Source organism: Streptomyces sp. NPDC090025 (assembly GCF_044748125.1).
GTDB lineage: Bacteria > Actinomycetota > Actinomycetes > Streptomycetales > Streptomycetaceae > Streptomyces.
This window is the reverse complement of sequence record NZ_JBIVFL010000003.1, coordinates 232,826-253,908: the sequence shown is the minus strand read 5'-3', so window position 1 is coordinate 253,908 and position 21,083 is coordinate 232,826. Positions and strand designations below refer to the sequence as shown.

The window sequence follows — 21,083 nt, the reverse complement described above, 5'->3', positions numbered from 1 at the left end:
TGGCGTACCCGGACACGGGCGTCGGGCACGTGGGCGCGGTACGGGAAAGGGCCCGCACCCCATGGGGTGCGGGCCCTTCGCCGTATGCCGTGCTCAGGCGCTGTGCCGTGCTTACGCCTTGCGGAGGCGGAAGGTGAGGGCCAGGCCCTCGTCCTCGAACGGGGCGCCGTAGCTGTCGTCGGCCGCGCCGCTCGCGTGGTCGGTCGCCAGGACCTCGTCCGCGATGAGCGCCGCGTGCGCGGTCAGGGCCTCGGTGGTCTCCGGGTCGGTGGAGGTCCAGCGCAGCGCGATCCGGTCGGCGACGTCCAGGCCGCTGTTCTTGCGGGCCTCCTGGATCAGCCGGATCGCGTCCCGGGCGAGCCCGGCCCGCCGCAGCTCCGGGGTGATCTCCAGGTCGAGGGCGACCGTGGCGCCGGAGTCGGAGGCCACCGACCAGCCCTCGCGGGGCGTCTCGGTGATGATGATCTCCTCCGGGGTGACGGTGATGGTCTCGCCGCCGACCTCCAGGGGGGCCTCGCCGGAACGCAGCGCCAGCGACAGGGCGGCGGCGTCGGCCGCGGCCACCGCCTTCGCCACGTCCTGGACGCCCTTGCCGAACCGCTTGCCGAGGGCCCGGAAGTTGGCCTTGGCCGTGGTGTCGACCAGCGAGCCGCCGACCTCGGAGAGCGAGGCGAGCGAGGCCACGTTCAGCTCCTCGGTGATCTGCGCCCGCAGGTCGTCGGAGAGCTCCGCGAAGCCCGCGACCGCGATCAGCGCGCGGGACAGCGGCTGACGGGTCTTCACGCCGGACTCGGCGCGGGTGGCCCGGCCGAGCTCGACGAGCCGGCGCACGAGCAGCATCTGCTGCGAGAGCGTCGGGTCGACCAGCGCCGCGTCGGACTCCGGCCAGGTCGACAGGTGCACCGACTCCGGGGCGCCGGGGGTGACCGGCGCGACCAGGTCCTGCCAGACCCGCTCGGTGATGAACGGGGTGAGCGGGGCCATCAGCCGGGTGACGGTCTCGACGACCTCGTGCAGGGTGCGCAGCGCGGCCTTGTCGCCCTGCCAGAAGCGGCGGCGGGAGCGGCGCACGTACCAGTTCGACAGGTCGTCGACGAACGCCGACAGGAGCTTGCCGGTGCGCTGGGTGTCGTACGCCTCCATCGCCTCGGTCGCCTCGGCGACCAGCGTGTTCAGCTCGGACAGCAGCCAGCGGTCGAGGACCGGGCGGTCCGCCGGGGCCGGGTCGGCCGCGGACGGGGCCCAGCCGGAGGTGCGGGCGTAGAGGGCCTGGAAGGCGACCGTGTTCCAGTAGGTGAGGAGGGTCTTGCGGACCACTTCCTGGATGGTGCCGTGGCCGACCCGGCGGGCCGCCCACGGCGAGCCGCCCGCAGCCATGAACCAGCGCACGGCGTCGGCGCCGTGCTGGTCCATCAGCGGGATGGGCTGCAGGATGTTGCCCAGGTGCTTGGACATCTTGCGGCCGTCCTCGGCGAGGATGTGGCCGAGGCAGACCACGTTCTCGTACGAGGACCTGTCGAAGACCAGGGTGCCGACGGCCATCATCGTGTAGAACCAGCCGCGGGTCTGGTCGATGGCCTCGGAGATGAACTGCGCCGGGTAGCGGGACTCGAACAGTTCCTTGTTCTGGTACGGGTAGCCGTACTGCGCGAACGGCATCGAGCCGGAGTCGTACCAGGCGTCGATGACCTCGGGCACCCGGGTCGCGGTGCGGCCGCAGCCGTCCGCCGGGCAGGCGAAGGTGACCGCGTCGATGTACGGGCGGTGCGGGTCGAGGCCGGACTGGTCGGTGCCGGTCAGCTCGGACAGCTCGGCGCGCGAGCCGACGCAGGTGAGGTGGTTCTCCTCGCAGCGCCAGATGGGCAGCGGGGTGCCCCAGTAGCGGTTGCGGGACAGCGCCCAGTCGACGTTGTTGTTCAGCCAGTCGCCGAACCGGCCCTGCTTGACCGAGTCGGGGAACCAGTTGGTCTTCTCGTTCTCCCGCAGCATCGCGTCCTTGACGGCGGTGGTGCGGATGTACCAGGACGGCTGCGCGTAGTAGAGCAGCGCGGTGTGGCAGCGCCAGCAGTGCGGGTAGCTGTGCTCGTACGCGATGTGCTTGAAGAGCCGGCCGCGGGCGTCGAGGTCGGCGGTCAGCGCCTCGTCGGCCTTCTTGAAGAAGACGCCGCCGACCAGCGGCACGTCCTCCTCGAAGGTGCCGTCGGGGCGGACCGGGTTGACCACCGGCAGGCCGTAGGCGCGGCAGACCTTGAGGTCGTCCTCACCGAAGGCGGGGGACTGGTGGACCAGACCTGTGCCGTCCTCGGTCGTCACGTACTCGGCGTTGACGACGTAGTGGGCGGGCGCCGGGAACTCGATGAGGTCGAACGGGCGCTCGTAGGTCCAGCGCTCCATGTCCTTGCCGGTGAAGGTCTCGCCGGTGGTCACCCAGCCCTCGCCGAGCGCCTTGTCGAGCAGCGGCTCGGCCACCACGAGCTGCTCGTCGCCGTCGGTGGCGACCACGTAGGTCACCTCCGGGTGGGCGGCGACGGCCGTGTTGGACACCAGGGTCCACGGGGTGGTGGTCCAGACGAGCAGCGCGGCGCGGCCGGCCAGCGGGCCCGAGGTCAGCGGGAAGCGGACGTAGACCGAGGGGTCGACGACCGTCTCGTAGCCCTGGGCCAGCTCGTGGTCGGACAGGCCGGTGCCGCAGCGCGGGCACCAGGGCGCGACCCGGTGGTCCTGGACCAGGAGGTCCTTGTCGAAGATCTGCTTGAGCGACCACCAGACCGACTCGATGTACGCGGGGTCCATGGTCCGGTACGCGTCGTCCAGGTCGACCCAGTAGCCCATCCGGGTGGTCAGCTCGGCGAAGGCGTCGGTGTGCCGGGTCACGGACTCGCGGCACTTGTCGTTGAACTCGGCGATGCCGTACGCCTCGATGTCCTTCTTGCCGGAGAAGCCGAGCTCCTTCTCGACGGCCAGCTCGACCGGCAGGCCGTGGCAGTCCCAGCCCGCCTTGCGGGCCACGTGGTAGCCGCGCATGGTGCGGAAGCGGGGGAACACGTCCTTGAAGACGCGGGCCTCGATGTGGTGGGCGCCGGGCATGCCGTTGGCGGTCGGCGGGCCCTCGTAGAACACCCACTCGGGGCGTCCCTCGGACTGCTCAAGCGTCTTGGCGAAGACCTTGTTGTCGCGCCAGAAGTCGAGCACGGCGTGCTCGAGCGCGGGCAGGTCTACCTGGGCGGGTACCTGGCGGTACTGCGAAGACATCGATCTTCCTCCGGCGGATGTGCCTCGTTCCGTCCGGAGGGACGAGAGCAGCGCTCCCGCGGTACCACCCTCCTTGGCCCTGGGCGTGCTGCCCCGAGCCCCCTCATTGGGGTCGCGACGCCGGGTCTAGTCGCCGTGGCGGACCACGGCTTTCTTCCGACGGCTCCGGGGTGATCCTTCACCTCGCGCTCGCCCCCGGGCTCGCACCGTCCCCGGGTCGCTCATGGCTGCGTACGAAGCTACTCGTCCCCATCCAAGCCTTTCGCTCCGCCCAGTGTACGGGCCGGGGGCCGGGTCGGCCGACCAGATTTCCCGGCCCCGCCGGGCGCCCCGGCGTGCGCCCCGCGGTGACCCGAATGGCCACACGGGCCGGTGCGGCGTTCGGGCGCGCCCAAGTGGGGGAGGGGTGGCACGGATAACCGGCCGGGGAGCTGGGCACAACGGAGGCAGGCTCGCCCCATCGGGCGACGGGGTGGGCCGTACGGGCGGCGTGCCCCGTTGCCGCGGGTCCGGGGCCGATTTATCGTCCCAGCACGATTCGCGAGCAAGATCACAAAATGTGAAGGGGCCGCGACATGGTGGCGAAGAAGACCGCCGCGAGGAAGACGACGGCCACGAGGAAGGCGGCCCCGGCCACCGCCGGGGCACCCGCGAAAAAGGCGTCCGCCAAGAAGGCGGCGGCCGAGAAGGTGCCCGCGAAGAGGACCGCGGCCAAGAAGGCGACGGAAAAGGCGGCCGGGGCGCCCGCCGCGAAGAAGGCACCCGCCAAGAAGGCGGCGGCCAAGAAGGCGACCGCGAAGAAGGCGACCGCGAAGAAGGCGGCGCCCGCCAAGAAGACAGGAGCCGGCACGGTGGCAGCGAAGAAGACCGCGGTGGGCGTCCCGACCGGCGGGGGCGGGGCCGCCGTGCCGCAGGCCCGTACCGGCGAGCTCGCCGTACGGCCCGGCGAGGACCCGTGGACCCCGGAGGAGGTCGCCGAGGCCCGCAGCGAGCTCCAGGCCGAGGTGCTGCGGCTGCGCAGCGAGCTGGTCCACTCCCAGGAGGAGCTGACCGGTCTGATGCGCGACTCCGGCGACGGCGCGGGCGACGACCAGGCCGACACCGGCACCAAGAACATCACCCGCGAGCACGAGCTGTCCCTGGCGGCGAACGCCCGGGAGATGCTGGAGCAGTCCGAGCACGCCCTGGAGCGGCTCGACGCGGGCACCTACGGCCTGTGCGAGGTGTGCGGGAAGCCGATCGGGAAGGCCAGGATGCAGGCGTTCCCACGGGCCACGCTGTGCGTCGAGGACAAGCAGAAGCAGGAGCGGCGGGGCTGACGTCGGCGGACCCTCGTGCCGTACCCTCGGTGCAGATCAGGTACCTAGGTTGAGGGACTCACGTGGCAGAGGCGGAGAGCGTCATCGGTACGCCGGATTCAGCAGGGCCCGAGGAGTCGGCCGCTCCCGAGGAGCACCCCGAGGAGCACGCCGAGGAGCGGCAGGCGCCGCGGGGCAAGCGCCGGATCCTCGCGCTCTTCGTGGTGGCGGTCCTCGCCTACCTCCTCGACCTCGGCAGCAAGATGCTGGTGGTGGCCGAGCTGGAGGGCCACGAGCCGATCAAGGTGATCGGCGACGTGCTGCGCTTCGAGGCCATCCGCAACCCCGGTGCCGCCTTCGGCATGGGGGAGGCGTTCACGATCATCTTCACGGTGATCGCGGCCGCCGTCATCGTGGTGATCATCCGGCTGGCCCGCAAGCTCTACAGCCTGCCCTGGGCCATCGCGCTCGGCCTGCTGCTCGGCGGCGCGCTCGGCAACCTCACCGACCGCATCTTCCGCTCGCCGGGCGTCTTCGAGGGCGCCGTGGTCGACTTCATCGCGCCCGCGCACTTCGCCGTCTTCAACCTGGCGGACTCCGCGATCGTCTGCGGCGGCATCCTCATCGTGCTGCTGTCCTTCCGCGGCCTGGACCCGGACGGCACCGTCCACAAGGACTGACCGGCGCCGGGGAGGCGGGTACGAAGGGCGCGAGGACGGGTACCTCGCGCCGACAAGGCATACTCGAACGGTGAGCACGAGTCCCGAGATCCGCACCCTGCCCGTTCCCGATGGCCTGGAGGGCGAGCGCGTCGACGCCGCCATCGCCCGTATGTTCGGGTTCTCCCGTTCGAAGGCGGCCGAGCTGGCCGCCGCAGGCAAGGTCCAGGTCGACGGCACCGTCGTCGGCAAGTCCGAGCGGGTCAGCGGTGGCGCGTGGCTCGAGGTCGAGATGCCCGGCGCGCCCGCCCCGGTGCAGATCGTCGCCGAGCCGGTCGAGGGCATGGAGATCATCCACGACGACGACGACATCGTCGTGATCATGAAGCCGGTGGGCGTGGCCGCCCACCCCAGCCCCGGCTGGACCGGCACCACCGTGATCGGCGGCCTGGCCGCCGCCGGGTACCGGATCTCCACCTCCGGCGCCGCCGAGCGCCAGGGCATCGTGCACCGGCTCGACGTCGGCACCTCGGGCCTGATGGTGGTGGCGAAGTCGGAGTACGCGTACACCTCGCTGAAGCGCCAGTTCAAGGAGCGCGTGGTCGACAAGCGCTACCACGCCCTCGTGCAGGGCCACCCGGACCCGCTGAGCGGCACCATCGACGCTCCCATCGGCCGGCACCCGAACCACGACTACAAGTGGGCCGTGACCGCCGAGGGCAAGCCGTCGGTGACCCACTACGACCTGATCGAGGCGTACCGCGCGGCCTCGCTGCTCGACATCAAGCTGGAGACCGGCCGCACCCACCAGATCCGGGTGCACATGTCGGCCCACCGCCACCCCTGCGTCGGCGACCTCACCTACGGCGCCGACCCGACCATGGCCAAGCGGCTCGGGCTCACCCGGCAGTGGCTGCACGCCGTCCGGCTCGGTTTCGAGCACCCCGGCGACGGGCAGTGGGTCGAGTTCTCCTCCACCTACCCGGACGACCTGCGGATCGCGCTGGAGCGCATCGAGGCGGAGAGCCGGTGACCACCGACCGCGTGACCACCGAACGCGTGACCACCGAACGCGTGACCACCGCGTACGAGGTCCGCGAGATCGCGGGCGAGGCCGACCGCGACGCCTGCTTCGCGGTCCGCCGTGAGGTCTTCGTCGACGAGCAGGGCGTCCCGGCCGAGCTGGAGTACGACAGCTACGACACCACCGCCGTGCACGTCCTCGCCATCCGCGCCGACGGCGTGCCGCTCGGCACCGGGCGGCTGCTGCACGGCTCCGACGCGACCGGGAAGACCGGCGCCGACGCCACGGTCGGCTCGCTCGGCCGGCTCGCCGTCGCCAAGGCCGCCCGCGGCCTCGGGGTCGGCGCCGCGCTGGTCCGGGCCGTCGAGGACGCGGCCCGCGCCCGCGGCCTCGCCGCCGTCGACCTGCACGCCCAGACGCAGGCGCTCGGCTTCTACGAGCGGCTGGGGTACGAGGCGTACGGCCCCGAGTTCCCCGACGCGGGCATCCCGCACCGGGCGATGCGCCGCGCGCTCTGAGACAGGGGCAGTCGCGGACAAATAGGGCGTACGTGACAGGGTAGGGCCGTGGATCAATTGGCCCTGCTCTTCCTGCTGCTGCTCGGCGCGCTGCTCACCGTCCCCCTCGGGGACCGGCTCGGGCTCCCCGCCCCGGTCCTGATGACCCTGGTCGGGATCGTGCTCGCGTTCCTGCCGTTCGTGCCGAACGTCGAGATCCCGCCCGAGTACATCCTGCCGCTGGTGCTGCCGCCGCTGCTCTACGCCTCCGTGCAGCGCACCTCCTGGCGCCAGTTCGCGGCCAACCGGCGGCCGATCTTCCTGCTCGCGGTCGCCCTCGTGTTCGTCACCACGGCCGCCGTCGGCGCGGTGGCGAACGCCCTGGTCCCCGGCCTGCCGCTGGCCGCGGCGCTGGCGCTCGGCGCCCTGGTGGCGCCGCCCGACCCGGTCGCGGCGACCGCCGTGGCGGGCTCGCTCGGGCTGCCCAGGCGGCTGGTGTCGATCCTGGAGGGCGAGGGCCTGTTCAACGACGTCACCGCGATCGTGCTCTACCACGTGGCCATCGCCGCCGTGGTGAGCGGCAGCTTCTCCTGGCCCGAGGCGCTCGGCGAACTCGTGCTCTCCGCCGTCGTCGCGGTGGCGGTCGGGCTCGCCCTCGGCTGGGCCACCAACAAGCTGATGGGCTTCCTCGGCGACGCCACTCTGCAGACCGGCCTCACCCTGCTCGTCCCCTTCGTGTCGTACGTGCTGGCCGAGGAGCTGATGGGTTCCGGCGTGCTCGCGGTGCTGGTCACGGCGCTGTTCCTGGCCGAGTACGCCAGCGACGCCGACGACGTGATGGGGCGGCTCGCCGGGCAGACCTTCTGGCAGATCGTCGACACCCTGGTCACCGGCATCGCCTTCGGCCTGATCGGGCTCGAACTGGTGCATGTCTTCGGCGTCGCCGAGGGCCGCGGTGCGGAGATGCTCGGCTGGGGCGCGGCCGTCGTCGGGGTGGTGGTCGGGGTCCGGCTGGTCTGGCTGCTCCCGGCGACCTGGCTGGCGAAACGGCTGCACGACCGCCGGGACGTCGCCGAGGAGATCCCGGTGAGCTGGCGGGAGACGGTCGTCATGTGGTGGTCCGGGATGCGCGGGGTGGCGTCGGTGGCGCTGGCCCTCGCCATCCCGCTGGAGACGGACGACGGCTCGCCGTTCCCCGGCCGCGACGAGCTGGTCTTCATCGCCTTCTGCGTGATCATCGCGACCCTGGTGGTGCAGGGGCTCACCCTGCCCTGGCTGGTGAAGCGGCTCGGGGTGCGGGCCGACGCGGACGCCGAGCGGGCCTTCGAGCGGGACCTCGCGATCCGGGCGGCGAAGGCCGCCAAGCACCGGCTGAAGGAGATCGAGGAGGTGGAGGAGCTGCCCGAGGAGGTGACCGAGCGGCTCCAGCGCGGGGCCTTCGACATCGGCGCCCGGATCAGCCCGGATCTGGTCGACGACGAGCGGCGGGCCGCGTTCACCCAGCGGGTCGAGCGGGTGAAGTCGGTGCAGCGGATCCAGAAGGAGATGATGTCGGCCGCCCGGCACGCGGTCCTGTCGGCCCGCAGCGAGCCGGGCGCCGACCCCGAGGTGGTCGACCGGGTGCTGCGTCAGCTGGACGTGCGCTCGATGCGCTGAGCCGGGGCGCGGCGCCGAGCCGGGAGGCGGCCCCGGGCGGGGACGAGGCGCCGGGCGGGGGCGGGCCGGGACGGTGGCAGGATGGTGGGCATGGACATCATGCTCTTCCACTCGGTCCACGGGCTCACCCCGTCCGTGGAGACCGCCGCCGAACGGCTGCGGGCCGCCGGCCACCAGGTCTGGACCCCGGACCTGTTCGGCGGGCGGACGGTCGCCACCGTCGAGGAGGGCATCGAGCTGCGGGACGAGATCGGCAAGGACGAGCTGCTGCGGCGCGCGGTCCTGGCGGCCGCCCCGTACTCCGAGCGCGGGCTGGTCTACATGGGCCTGTCCTTCGGCGCCTCGGTGGCGCAGACCCTGGCGCTCGGCGACGACAAGGCCCGCGGTCTGCTGCTGTTCCACGGCACCTCGGACATCGCCGAGTCGGCCGCGGTGGACGAGCTGCCGGTGCAGCTGCACGTGGCCGAGCCCGACCCGTTCGAGACGGACGACTGGCTGTCCGCCTGGTACCTGCAGATGCGCAAGGCCGGTGCCGACGTGGAGGTCTACCGCTACCGGGGCGCCGGGCACCTCTACACCGACGAGACGCTGCCGGACCACGACCCGGAGGCGGCGGAGCGCACCTGGACGGTGGCGCTCGGCTTCCTCGACAGCCTGTAGGACCCGCGGGGCGCGCGAGGCCGGACCGCCGAGGAAGCCGGGCGTCGTCCGTCAGCCGCGGTACGCGGTCCAGGCGCTGGTCATCCGGGTCACCTGGCCCGAGGTGAACTGGTACATGCAGGAGTCGTACGTGTAGTCCATGAAGTTGTGGATCGGGTCCACACCGGCCTTGTTGGTGCAGGTGTCACGGCCGGTCGGGCACTCGTACGCCGGGCTCTTCTCGGCCGGGGTGTCGCTGACCGAGTCGCCGCTGCCCGAGCAGCCGCCCTGGAAGGTGTGGTAGAGCCCCATCCAGTGGCCGACCTCGTGGGTGCCGGTGTCGCCCTCGTTGTAGTTGGCGGCGGAGCCGCCCGGGAGCGAGGCGTCCAGGATGACGACGCCGTCCATCTTCGGGCTGGACGCGTAGTCGGACGGGAAGGTCGCCCAGCCGAGCAGACCGCCGCCGAGGTTGGCCGAGTAGATGTTGAGGGCGTTCTTGCCGCCCTTGCGCAGCGTCGTCTTCATGTTCTTCTCGGCGGTGGTGCCGTCGGACAGGTTGTACCAGGTGGCGTTGTCCGTGTAGTCGGTCCCGGCCAGCGAGAACTGGAAGCCGGTGTTGACGTTGCCGGTGCCCTGGCCGCCGTAGGCGGCGTTGAGGACGGCGATCTGCTTGCTGATGTCGGTGGCGGTGAGCTTGCCCGTGGTGCCGCTGTGGATGACGTGGAAGTAGACCGGGATGGTGGTCGCCACCGCGCCGGCGGCCGGGGCCGCGCCGCGGCCGGCCTTCTGGTCGGCGGCGACTCTCTTCGCCAGGTCCGCGTCCATCGCCTTGGCCTTGGCGGCGGAGAGCTCGTTGGGCTCGGCCTTGGTGGCCCCGCCCTTGGCCTTGCGGGCGGCGGAGACGGCACCGGCGTCGTCGGCGCACTTCTCGGCCGAGGCCAGGGTGGTCGTGGACGGCGCGGCGGCCGGGGCGGAGAGCGGGGCCAGGGCCAGGGTTCCGGCCATGGCGGCGGTGCCGATCAGCCGACGTGACATACGCGGAGATATACGGGCAAGAGCACGCACGGGTGACTCCTTGTGGGGGTGTGTGGAGAGGTACTTCCTCGCCACGGCCCGGAGATTACGCGTCCATGCCAGAAGCGGTTGAGGGTTGATCAAGCCCAATCATTCAGTGGGCAATTCGGGTCATCGGTGCGAAAAACTTCTGTGGCCCCCGAAGTTTGAGACGAGAACGTCACAGAAGAAACAGCGAAGGCGGGTGGTGTGTCCGGATTCGATCGCCCGAACTCGCCACCCGCCGTAGCCATGTGATCTTCCGTTAACACGGCGCAACACGGCCGGATCATGGCTGGAAACAGCCGGTGCGGAGACCGGCTGTTGCCGTCAGCGCACCGGCTGGTACACCCGCTCGACCCGCTGCGTTCCGTTCAGCGTGCGGTACGAACGGGCCCAGGCCGCCGTCGCGTTCCGGTCCGCGCGGTCCGAGACGGTGTAGTAGTCCATCTGCGAACGCTCGGCCGTCACGTCCAGCACCCCGTACCCGTGGTGGTCCATGTCCACCCACTTCACATGCCGGTTGGCGGCCTTGACCGCGCCCGCGGCCAGCACCGACACGGTGCCCGGCGCCACGTGCAGCAGGTCGTCCAGGTTGTCCGAGGTCACCGACGTCACCACGAACTCCGTCGCCGCCGAGGCCGACAGCGGGTACGTCGCCGCCTTCACCGGCACGTCGTTGGCCCAGGCCATGTGGATGTCACCGGTCAGGAAGACGGTGTTGCGGATGCCCCGGTCCCGCAGGTGCCCGAGCAGCTCCTTGCGGTCGTCGGTGTAGCCGTCCCACTGGTCGACGTTGACCGCGAGCCCCTCCTTCGGCAGCCCGAGCAGCTCGGCCAGCGGGCTCAGCAGCTCGGCCGGGAGCGCCCCGAAGGCCACCGGCGAGATCATCACCGAGGTGCCCACCAGCTGCCAGGCCGCGTCCGAGGCCACCAGACCCGACTTCAGCCAGTCCAGCTGCGCCCGCCCGGTGATGGAGCGCGCCGGGTCGTCCACCTTGCCGCTGCCCACGCCCGCCTGCTGCGAGCGGAACGAGCGCAGGTCCAGCAGATGCAGATCGGCCAGCTTGCCGAAGCGCAGCCGCCGGTAGACCGTGCCCTCGGTGGAGGCGCGCACCGGCATCCACTCGAAGTAGGCCCGCTTGGCCGCCGCGACCCGGTCCGCCCAGCGGCCCTCGGCGCCCTCGGTGTGGTTCTCGGCACCGCCCGACCAGGCATCGTTGGCGAACTCGTGGTCGTCCCAGATCGCCACGATCGGGTGCGCCGCGTGCATCGCCTGGAGGTCGGCGTCCGACTTGTAGGTGGCGTGCCGCAGCCGGTAGTCGGCGAGCGAGACGATCTCGTGGGCGGGCTGGTGCCGCCGCACGCCGTACTTGGCCTCCGGGTAGGCCCCGGCGCCGTACTCGTAGATGTAGTCGCCCAGGTGCAGCACCGCGTCCAGGTCGGCGCGCCCGGCGAGGTGGCGGTAGGCGGAGAAGTACCCGGCCTCCCAGTTGGCGCAGGAGACCACGCCGAACCGGATGCCGGGGGCGGCCGCGTCGACGGCGGGCGCGGTGCGGGTGCGCCCGGCGGGGGAGACGGCGCCGTCCGCGGTGAAGCGGAACCAGTAGGCGGTGGCCGGGCGCAGGCCGCGGACGTCGACCTTGACGGTGTGGTCGGCTTCGGCGGTCGCGAGGGTCGCGCCACTGGCGACCGTACGGGCGAAGCCGCGGTCCTCGGCCAGCTCCCAGCCGACCGTGAGGTCGGGGCCGAGGCCGGAGCCGGGCAGGGCGTCGGGGGTGGGGGTGACGCGCGTCCAGAGCAGGACGCCGTCGGGCAGCGGGTCGCCGGAGGCGACGCCGTGCAGGAAGGCGGGGGCGACGGCCCCGGCGTCCGCGAGCGCGGGTGAGGCGGCGGCGGCCAGCGCGGGCGCGGCCACCGCGGTCACGGCGGCGGCCTTCACCACGGTGCGGCGGGTGGGGGCGGAGGTGAGGTCACGTGGGGTCACGGGCCGTCAGATTACTGACTGGTACGGCCGTCGGACAGAGGGGTGCACGAATGTTCGCCCACTCTTCGTGAACCGTTTCTCCCCGGGCGGGACCGCGCGCGCCGACGCCCCCGGAACAAGCCGTTCCGGGGGCGTGCGGTGAACATCGGGGAAGGGTCAGCCCTTCATGACCTTCGCCAGGGCCGCGTTGAACTGGTCCACCGTCAGCGGCGGGTTCTCGCTGCCCTCGGCGGTCAGCGTCTTGCCGTCCATCTTCAGGGTCGGGGTGCCCCGCACTCCGCTCTCGTCGAAGGTCTTCGACATCTTCATCGCCCAGGCGTCGAAGGTGCCGTCCTCCACGTTCTTCTTGAACTGCGCGTTGCCCTTCAGGGCGGGCACCGAGTCCGCCACCTCCAGGAGGAAGGAGTCCTTGGCGAACTTGTCGTCCCGCTCGTCCGGGTGGAACGTCGTCGAGTACAGCGCGGACTTGTACTTCAGGAACGCCTCGGGGCTGACGTCCAGGGCCGCGCCGAGCGCGGACAGGGCGTTCTTGGAGCCCTCGCCCTGGTCGGAGTTGTCGATGAAGGTGGCACCGATGTACTTCAGCTTGTACTTGCCGTCGGTGACGTCCTTGTCGACGGTGGCGCCGACGCCCTGCTCGAAGGTCGCGCAGACCGGGCAGCGCGAGTCCTCGTAGATCTCCAGGGTCTTCTTCGCCTCGGGCTTGCCGACGACGACGGTGGTGCCGTCGGTGCCCTCGGTGTTCTTCGGGGCGGTGACGGTCTTGGCGTCCGCGGCGGCCTCCCACGCGGACGGCTTGTTGGCCTGGACGACGGCGAAGCTGATGCCACCGGCGACGGCGAGGATGCCGACCACCGAGGCGCCGACGATCACCTGGCGGCGGACCTTGTCCTTCTTGGCCTGCTTCTCGCGCTCGATCCGCAGCCGGTCGCGGGCGGCGGCCTTGTTCGCCTGGCTGTTGCGCTTGCTCATGGTGATGCGATCTCCGTGACTCGGAAAGAAGAAAGGAAGGGTGGGGGCCGGCCCGTGCCGCTCGGAGCCGCGCGGAGCCATGAGGGCTCCCGCGGCCGCTCAGACGAGGGCGAGGGCGGAGGCGGTGACGAGGGCGCCGGTCGCGGCCGGACGCCTCGGGCGCGTACCGCGCGGCGGTCCCCGCCGTCCCACGGAATGCGCGAAGAGCCGGGTACGGGACCGGTGCGGCCGGTCCACCGGGAGCCCGGCGCGCGCCGGGCGCGGTCCCGCGGCGCGCAGGAAGGCCGCCACCACGAGCAGCGGCCGGAACGCGAAGGCGACGGCCGCCCGCAGCAGCCGGGCGAGCGCCCGCTCACCGCCGTGCAGCCAGCCGGCCGCGAGCAGCCCGACCGCCACATGGGCCGCGAGCAGCAGCCACGGCACGGCGGGCCCGGGGGAGTCGAGCAGGGCGGCGGCCGCCCCGGTGCCCGGCCGGGCGACGCCCGGCAGCGGACCGCCGACGGCGCCGCCGCACAGCCCGTCCACATCGAAGCCGACCGCGCGCAGCGACCCGGCCACCGGGCCGCCCGCGGCCCCGTAACAGGCCGCCTGACCGCTGGTGAACACGGTGTCGGCGGCCAGCTCGAGCGGGACCAGGAGCCCGGCTATCGGGCCGAAACCGCGCTCGCGCCCGGCGAGCGCGAAGGCGAGAGCGAACACGGCGACGGCGACCGGGACGACCGTGCCGAGCGGCAGCGGCACCCCGGAGAGCAGGACGTGCGAGGCCACGGACAGCGTCACGGCCAGTGCCGTGAAGAACGCCGCCCGAAGGGCTCTCAGCTGGATTCCTGCCATGTCCATCGCCGTGGAAGTCTCCCATGCCGGGGTGTAGGACGCCCCTAAGCCCCCGCTGTGAGACGCCCCACCGGCCCCGGCCGCCCCGGCCGGTCTCCTACAGTCCCGGGATCCGGCCGTTGCGGAACAGGTCCACGAAGATCTGGTGATCGGCCCGCGCGCGTGCGCCGTACTCGTGCGCGAAGTCCACGAGCAGCTCCGCGAAGCCCGCCTCGTCCGCCGCGATGGCCGCGTCGATCGCCCGCTCCGTCGAGAACGGCACCAGCGACTGGTCGCTGGAGTCGTCCGCCGCCGCGTGCATGGTCGCCGTCGCCCGGCCCAGGTCCGCGACGGTCGCCTCGATGTCCTCGGGGTCGTCGATGTCCGACCAGTCCAGGTCCACCGCGTACGGCGACACCTCCGCCACCAGCTGCCCCGCGCCGTCCAGCTCGGTCCAGCCGAGCCACGGGTCGGCGTGCGCCTGCAGCGCCCGCTGCGAGATCACCGTGCGGTGCCCCTCGTGCCGGAAGTACTCCCGTACCGCCGCGTCCTTCACGTGCCGGGAGACCGCCGGGGTCTGCGCCTGCTTCATATAGATGACGACATCGTTCTCCAGGGCGTCGCTGTGGCCCTCCAGGAGGATGTTGTACGAGGGCAGCCCGGCCGAGCCGATGCCGATCCCGCGCCGCCCCACCACGTCCTTCACCCGGTACGAGTCCGGGCGGACGAGGGACGCCTCGGGGAGCGTCTCCAGATAGCCGTCGAAGGCCGCGAGCACCTTGTAGCGGGTCGCCGCGTCCAGCTCGATCGCCCCGCCGCCCGGCGCGAAACGCCGCTCGAAGTCCCGTATCTCCGTCATCGAGTCGAGCAGCCCGAACCGGGTCATCGACCGCGCCTCGCGCAGCGCCCCGAGCAGCGCCCCGTCGGCGGTCTCCAGGGTGAAACCCGGCACCTCGTCGCCCTTGGCCCCGGTGGCGAGCGCGTGGATCCGCTCCCGGTACGCGGACGCGTAGACCCGCACCAGACTGCTGATCCGGTCGTCGCCGAGCGCCTTGGTGTAGCCGAGCAGCGCGAGCGAGGCGGCGAGCCGCTTCAGGTCCCAGGTGAAGGGGCCGACGTACGCCTCGTCGAAGTCGTTGACGTTGAAGATCAGCCGCCCGTTGGCATCCATGTAGGTGCCGAAGTTCTCCGCGTGCAGATCGCCGTGGATCCACACCCGGCCGGTCCGCTCGTCCAGGTACGGGCCGCCGTGCGCCTCCCGCTCCAGGTCCTGGTAGAAGAGGCAGGCGGTGCCCCGGTAGAACGCGAAGGCGGACGCGGCCATCTTCCGGAACTTGACCCTGAAGGCGGCCGGATCGGCGGCGAGCAGCTCGCCGAAGGCGGTGTCGAAGACGGTGAGTATCTGCTCACCGCGCTCGGTGGCGGTGGGCTGGGGGACCGACATCGAAGGTGCCTCCTGGTGCACGACGGCTCACGACGGAGTCCGCGACAAATGGGACAAGGTTTCTCCCTGCCCCAACGCGTGACCGTACCGGCGAGTGCCCGTCGGCTGTCAGTCGGCCGACGTAGACTTCGACGCTGTCCCCCCAGGAATTCATCGGAGGCATCCCCCGTGACCAAGCCGCCCTTCACGCACCTCCACGTCCACACCCAGTACTCGCTGCTGGACGGTGCCGCGCGGCTGAAGGACATGTTCAACGCGTGCAACGACATGGGCATGACCCACATCGCCATGTCCGACCACGGCAACCTCCACGGGGCCTACGACTTCTTCCACACCGCGAAGAAGTCCGGGGTCACCCCCATCATCGGCATCGAGGCGTACGTCGCCCCCGAGTCCCGCCGCACCAAGCGGAAGATCCAGTGGGGCCAGCCCCACCAGAAGCGCGACGACGTCTCCGGCTCCGGCGGCTACACCCACAAGACCATCTGGGCGGCCAACGCCACCGGCCTGCACAACCTCTTCAAGCTGTCCTCCGACGCCTACCAGGAGGGCTGGCTGCAGAAGTGGCCCCGGATGGACAAGGAGACCATCTCCCAGTGGTCGGAGGGCCTGATCGCCTCCACCGGCTGCCCCTCCGGCGAGCTGCAGACCCGGCTGCGCCTCGGCCAGTTCGACGAGGCCCTGAAGGCCGCCTCCGAGTACCAGGACATCTTCGGCAAGGACCGCTACTTCCTGGAGCTGATGGACCACGGCATCGAGATCGAGCGCCGGGTCCGCGACGGACTCCTGGAGATCGGCAAGAAGCTCGGCATCCCGCCGCTGGTCACCAACGACTCGCACTACACGTACGCGCACGAGGCCGCCGCCCACGACGCCCTGCTGTGCATCCAGACCGGCAAGAACCTCTCGGACCCCGACCGCTTCAAGTTCGACGGCACCGGCTACTACCTGAAGTCGACCGACGAGATGTACGCCATCGACTCCTCGGACGCCTGGCAGGAGGGCTGCGCCAACACCCTCCTGGTGGCCGAGCAGATCGACACCGACGGCATGTTCGTCGAGAAGAACCTCATGCCGAAGTTCGACATCCCGGACGGCTACACCGAGGTCACCTGGTTCCGCGCGGAGACCATGAAGGGCATGCACCGGCGCTTCCCCGGCGGCATCCCCGACGACCGCATGAAGCAGGTCGAGTACGAGATGGACACCATCATCTCGATGGGCTTCCCCGGCTACTTCCTCGTCGTCGCCGACTTCATCATGTGGGCCAAGAGCCAGGGCATCGCGGTCGGCCCCGGCCGAGGCTCCGCGGCCGGTTCGATCGTCGCGTACGCCATGGGCATCACCGACCTCGACCCCATCCCGCACGGGCTGATCTTCGAGCGCTTCCTCAACCCCGAGCGCATCTCGATGCCCGATGTCGACATCGACTTCGACGAGCGCCGGCGCGTCGAGGTGATCCGGTACGTGACCGAGAAGTACGGCGCCGACAAGGTCGCCATGATCGGCACCTACGGCAAGATCAAGGCCAAGAACGCGATCAAGGACTCCGCCCGCGTCCTCGGCTACCCGTACGCCATGGGCGACCGGCTCACCAAGGCCATGCCCGCCGACGTCCTCGGCAAGGGCATCGACCTCGACGGCATCACCAACCCCTCCCACCCGCGCTACAGCGAGGCGGGCGAGATCCGGGCGATGTACGAGAACGAGCCGGACGTCAAGAAGGTCATCGACACCGCCAAGGGCGTCGAGGGCCTGGTCCGGCAGATGGGCGTGCACGCCGCCGGCGTGATCATGTCCAGCGAGCCCATCGTCGACCACGCCCCCGTCTGGGTGCGGCACACCGACGGCGTCACCATCACGCAGTGGGACTACCCGCAGTGCGAGTCGCTCGGCCTGCTGAAGATGGACTTCCTCGGCCTGCGCAACCTCACGATCATGGACGACGCCGTCAAGATGGTGAAGGCCAACAAGGGGATCGAGCTCGACCTCCTGGCCCTGCCGCTCGACGACGCCAAGACCTTCGAACTCCTCCAGCGCGGCGAGACCCTCGGCGTCTTCCAGTTCGACGGCGGCCCCATGCGCTCCCTGCTCCGGCTGATGAAGCCGGACAACTTCGAAGACATCTCCGCCGTGTCCGCGCTCTACCGCCCGGGCCCGATGGGCATGAACTCGCACACGAACTACGCCCTGCGCAAGAACAAGCAGCAGGAGATCACCCCGATCCACCCCGAGCTGGAGAAGCCGCTCGAAGAGGTGCTCGCGGTCACCTACGGCCTGATCGTCTACCAGGAGCAGGTGCAGAAGGCCGCCCAGATCATCGCCGGGTACTCGCTCGGCGAGGCCGACATCCTCCGCCGCGTGATGGGCAAGAAGAAGCCCGAGGAGCTGGCCAAGAACTTCGTCATCTTCGAGGCCGGAGCCAAGAGCAAGGGCTTCAGCGACGAGGCCATCAAGGCCCTCTGGGACGTCCTGGTCCCGTTCGCCGGCTACGCCTTCAACAAGGCCCACTCCGCCGCGTACGGCCTGGTCTCCTACTGGACCGCCTACCTCAAGGCGAACTACCCCGCCGAGTACATGGCGGGCCTGCTCACCTCGGTCAAGGACGACAAGGACAAGTCCGCCGTCTACCTGAACGAGTGCCGCCGGATGGGCATCAAGGTGCTCCCGCCGAACGTCAACGAGTCCGAGTCGAACTTCGCCGCCCAGGGCGACGACGTGATCCTCTTCGGCCTCACCGCCGTCCGCAACGTCGGCGCCAACGTCGTCGAGTCGGTCATCAGGACCCGCAAGAGCAAGGGGAAGTACAGCTCCTTCCCCGACTTCCTCGACAAGGTCGAGGCCGTGGTCTGCAACAAGCGCACCGTCGAGTCGCTGATCAAGGCCGGCGCCTTCGACACCATGGGCCACACCCGCAAGGGCCTGGTCGCCCAGCACGAGCCGATGATCGACACCGTCGTGGCGGTCAAGCGCAAGGAGGCCGAGGGACAGTTCGACCTGTTCGGCGGCATGGGTGACGAAGGCTCCGACGAGCCGGGCTTCGGACTCGACGTCGAGTTCGGCGACGTCGAGTGGGAGAAGGCGTACCTGCTGGCCCAGGAGCGCGAGATGCTCGGCCTGTACGTCTCCGACCACCCGCTCTTCGGCCTCGAACACGTCCTGTCCGACAAGACCGACGCCGGAATCTCCCAGCTCACCGGCGGCGAGCACGCCGACGGCGCCGTCGTCACCATCGGCGGCATCATCTCCGGCCTCCAGCGGAAGATGACCAAGCAGGGCAACGCCTGGGCCATCGCCACCGTCGAGGACCTGGCCGGTTCCATCGAGTGCATGTTCTTCCCGGCCACCTACCAGCTGGTCTCCACCCAGCTCGTCGAGGACGCCGTCGTCTTCGTCAAGGGCCGCCTCGACAAGCGCGAGGACGTGCCCCGCCTGGTCGCCATGGAACTGATGGTCCCCGACCTCTCCAACGCGGGCACCAACGCGCCGGTGATCCTCACCATCCCCACCGTCAAGGTCACCCCGCCGATGATCAGCCGCCTCGGCGAGATCCTCCAGCACCACAAGGGCAACACCGAGGTCCGCATCAAGCTCCAGGGCCCGCGCTCCACCACCGTGCTCCGGCTCGACCGGCACCGGGTCACCGCCGACCCCGCCCTCTTCGGCGACCTGAAGGTGCTGCTCGGCCCGTCCTGCCTGGCCGGCTGAACCGACTCGGCCGACCGAGGCCAGGGAAGCCGAGGCCAGGGCAGCGGTGGACCGTACGCGCAAGGGGCGCGCCCGTCGTCACGGGCGCGCCCCTTTGCCGTACCGCCGGGCGGTCGGCACACGGCCGCCGTTCCCCGGCTCCCGGCTCCCGGCCGTCAGTTGTGGCCGAAACGCTTCTGCCGACCCTTGCGGGCCATGTCGCCGGGAGTGACCTGGCTCATCCGCTGCTCCGCCTGCGCCTCCATCGACGAGCTCTGGGCCTGCTGCTGGCCACGCTCTGCCTGGGAGCCGCGCTGCTGACTGCGATCCTGCTTGCGGTTCTTGGCCATGGTGATGATGCCTCCTCAAGGGGGTCTGGGGGCCAGGGCCGCTGTCAGACTCACACACGCCAGGAAGCACCGCATTTTGGATCATTACGGACGGTAAACGCGGCCTCCGGCCACCCCTGCGTGAGATCCGCCACGCCGATGATCCAGTTCCGGACGTCAACCGCACGCGGGTCGGGCAGACTCGGAGAAACTCCGGAGCACCTTCCGATCCCAAGGTTCCCGCACGGCTTCCCGAAGCTTCTCGAAGAGCTTTCCGAAAGAGGGTGGAACACGTGGACCGATGCGTCGTCCTGGTCGACGCCGGCTATCTGCTGGGCGCCGCCGCCAGCCTCCTCGCCGGAGAACCGGCCCGCTCCCGGATCACCGTCGACCACGCCGCGCTCATCCAGCAGCTGCGCGAGCGCGCGGAAGCCGACACCGCACAGCCGCTGCTGCGGATCTACTGGTTCGACGGCGCCCCCGACCGCGTCCCGCAGCCCGAGCACCGCCGCCTGCGCGTCATGCCCCGGGTCACCGTCCGGCTCGGCGCCCTGACCCGCAGCGACGGCCGCTGGGCCCAGAAGGGCGTCGACGCGGCCATGCACACCGAGCTCACCGAGCTCTCCCGCAACCGCGCCTGCTCCGACATCGTGCTCGTCACCGGCGACGGCGACCTGCTGCCCGGACTGATGTCCGCCAAGGAACACGGCGTCGCCATGCACCTGTGGGCCGTCCAGGCCGCCGACGGCGACTACAACCAGTCCGAGGACCTGGTCGCCGAGGCCGACGAACGACGGGTCCTCGACCGGGCCTGGATCACCCGGGCCGTACGCGCCAAGGAACTCGGCGGCCTCTGCTCCACGCCACCCGTGCCGCGCCCCGAGATCGCCGCCATCCTCGCCGCGCCGCTCCCCGAGTCCGCCCTCGCCGCCTCCGCCGAACGGGCCGCCGCCCACAACGGCGGCCACGGCGGCCACGGGGTGCACGGCGCGCACAACGGATCGCCCCACAACGGCGCCCACCACACCGGCCACCCGGGCCACCACGGCCCCGCAGGCCCCGGCGCCGGCGGCGGACCCGACCGGAACCCCGCACCCGGCGACCCGGCCCCCGCGACCCACCCCGACGGCACCCTGCTCGACGGCGGCCTGAGCGCCCCCGGCCTGCTCGACGGCCGCCACGGCGACGCCACCCTCGCCGACCGCACCCTCGGCGACCACACCGGCGCCGACGGCACCGCCGTCCCCGCACCGGCCGGCGGCAGGACCGTCCCCACCCCCAAGGACCTGGCCGCCCTGCGCGGCCCCACCCCACCGCCCGCCGCCCCGGCCGCCACCCTGCGCTGGTCCTCCGACAAGGGCTGGATCGACCGGCCGCCCGCGCCGCTCGGCGAACCCGCCGAGACCGCCTCGCTGCCCACCCTCGCCCAGCTCACCAGCGCCGAGCAGCGCTGGGCCGACCGCGAGGAGGACATCACCACCGTCGGCGGCGACCCCTACGAGGTCGGCCAGGTCTTCGCCCGCCGCTGGCTCGACCGGCTGCCCGAACCCGTCCACGTACCGAAACTCGCCACCATGTACCCGCGGATCCCGCACCGCATCGACGGCGAACTCCTCCGCTACGCGGCCCGCTTCGGTCTGCTCGCCCACAAGGACGACCAGATCGACGAGCACGACCGCTATGCGATCAGGGCCGGATTCTGGCGCGAGATCGACGTCCACGCCGCCGCGCAACACGCCCCCGCGCCCGAGGAGAGCCGCGGGACCCCGTAGGC

The 21,083-nt window shown here is 71.2% G+C and carries 15 protein-coding genes; 8 read left to right on the top strand and 7 right to left on the bottom strand.

The annotated features are described in order from the left end of the window. Window positions 1-111: 111 nt before the first annotated feature. Entirely contained in the window at window positions 112-3,252 is a 3,141-nt protein-coding gene (ileS, locus tag ACIPXM_RS10500; RefSeq protein WP_401654134.1) for an isoleucine--tRNA ligase, read from the bottom strand. Window positions 3,253-3,827: 575 nt separating this feature from the next. On the opposite strand from ileS, the gene ACIPXM_RS10495 reads away from it, so the two are divergent. The 6 genes from ACIPXM_RS10495 (at window position 3,828) to ACIPXM_RS10470 (ending at window position 9,046) form a co-directional block, all read left to right on the top strand. After that, a complete protein-coding gene (locus ACIPXM_RS10495; protein ID WP_401654132.1) occupies window positions 3,828-4,571 on the top strand; it encodes a TraR/DksA family transcriptional regulator in 744 nt (247 codons plus the stop codon). Window positions 4,572-4,633: 62 nt separating this feature from the next. Then, the gene (lspA, locus tag ACIPXM_RS10490) at window positions 4,634-5,230 is read left to right on the top strand and encodes a signal peptidase II (RefSeq protein ID WP_401654130.1); all 597 of its coding nucleotides are present in this window, start codon (window positions 4,634-4,636) and stop codon (window positions 5,228-5,230) included. 70 nt (window positions 5,231-5,300) lie between these two features. Beyond that, complete coding sequence (locus ACIPXM_RS10485) at window positions 5,301-6,242, top strand: RluA family pseudouridine synthase (RefSeq protein WP_401654128.1); 942 nt, start codon at window positions 5,301-5,303, stop codon at window positions 6,240-6,242. A gap of 41 nt (window positions 6,243-6,283) precedes the next feature. Further along, on the top strand, window positions 6,284-6,751 hold the full coding sequence (locus ACIPXM_RS10480; RefSeq protein ID WP_401654791.1) for a GNAT family N-acetyltransferase: 468 nt from the start codon (window positions 6,284-6,286) through the stop codon (window positions 6,749-6,751). A gap of 48 nt (window positions 6,752-6,799) precedes the next feature. Next, window positions 6,800-8,386 (top strand): Na+/H+ antiporter, encoded by a 1,587-nt coding sequence (locus tag ACIPXM_RS10475; RefSeq protein ID WP_401654126.1) that lies wholly within the window; start codon window positions 6,800-6,802, stop codon window positions 8,384-8,386. A gap of 90 nt (window positions 8,387-8,476) precedes the next feature. Further along, window positions 8,477-9,046, top strand: a complete 570-nt coding sequence (locus ACIPXM_RS10470; protein ID WP_401654124.1) for a dienelactone hydrolase family protein — start codon at window positions 8,477-8,479, stop codon at window positions 9,044-9,046. 51 nt (window positions 9,047-9,097) lie between these two features. Here the strand turns inward: ACIPXM_RS10470 and ACIPXM_RS10465 are convergent, their stop codons facing one another. The 5 genes from ACIPXM_RS10465 to ACIPXM_RS10445 all read right to left on the bottom strand — a co-directional run bounded on the left by ACIPXM_RS10465 (window position 9,098) and on the right by ACIPXM_RS10445 (window position 15,293). Beyond that, on the bottom strand, window positions 9,098-10,060 hold the full coding sequence (locus ACIPXM_RS10465) for a zinc metalloprotease (protein ID WP_401654122.1): 963 nt from the start codon (window positions 10,058-10,060) through the stop codon (window positions 9,098-9,100). 348 nt (window positions 10,061-10,408) lie between these two features. Continuing rightward, window positions 10,409-12,064 carry an alkaline phosphatase D family protein gene (locus tag ACIPXM_RS10460; RefSeq protein ID WP_401654120.1) on the bottom strand — a complete coding sequence of 552 codons (1,656 nt, stop codon included), beginning with the start codon at window positions 12,062-12,064 and terminating at the stop codon, window positions 10,409-10,411. Between the two features lie 156 nt (window positions 12,065-12,220). Further along, complete coding sequence (locus tag ACIPXM_RS10455; protein WP_401654118.1) at window positions 12,221-13,036, bottom strand: thioredoxin domain-containing protein; 816 nt, start codon at window positions 13,034-13,036, stop codon at window positions 12,221-12,223. Window positions 13,037-13,135: 99 nt separating this feature from the next. Continuing rightward, a complete protein-coding gene (locus ACIPXM_RS10450; RefSeq protein WP_401654116.1) occupies window positions 13,136-13,876 on the bottom strand; it encodes a hypothetical protein in 741 nt (246 codons plus the stop codon). Between the two features lie 91 nt (window positions 13,877-13,967). Then, a complete protein-coding gene (locus ACIPXM_RS10445; protein ID WP_401654114.1) occupies window positions 13,968-15,293 on the bottom strand; it encodes a DUF2252 domain-containing protein in 1,326 nt (441 codons plus the stop codon). A gap of 168 nt (window positions 15,294-15,461) precedes the next feature. On the opposite strand from ACIPXM_RS10445, the gene dnaE reads away from it, so the two are divergent. Next, window positions 15,462-19,001, top strand: a complete 3,540-nt coding sequence (gene dnaE, locus ACIPXM_RS10440; RefSeq protein ID WP_401654112.1) for a DNA polymerase III subunit alpha — start codon at window positions 15,462-15,464, stop codon at window positions 18,999-19,001. Between the two features lie 155 nt (window positions 19,002-19,156). On the opposite strand, the gene ACIPXM_RS10435 is transcribed toward dnaE, so the two are convergent. Next, window positions 19,157-19,330 (bottom strand): hypothetical protein, encoded by a 174-nt coding sequence (locus ACIPXM_RS10435; RefSeq protein WP_401654110.1) that lies wholly within the window; start codon window positions 19,328-19,330, stop codon window positions 19,157-19,159. Between the two features lie 263 nt (window positions 19,331-19,593). On the opposite strand from ACIPXM_RS10435, the gene ACIPXM_RS10430 reads away from it, so the two are divergent. Next, window positions 19,594-21,081: an NYN domain-containing protein gene (locus tag ACIPXM_RS10430; RefSeq protein ID WP_401654108.1), complete on the top strand. Its 1,488-nt coding sequence runs from the start codon at window positions 19,594-19,596 to the stop codon at window positions 21,079-21,081. Window positions 21,082-21,083 lie beyond the last annotated feature (2 nt).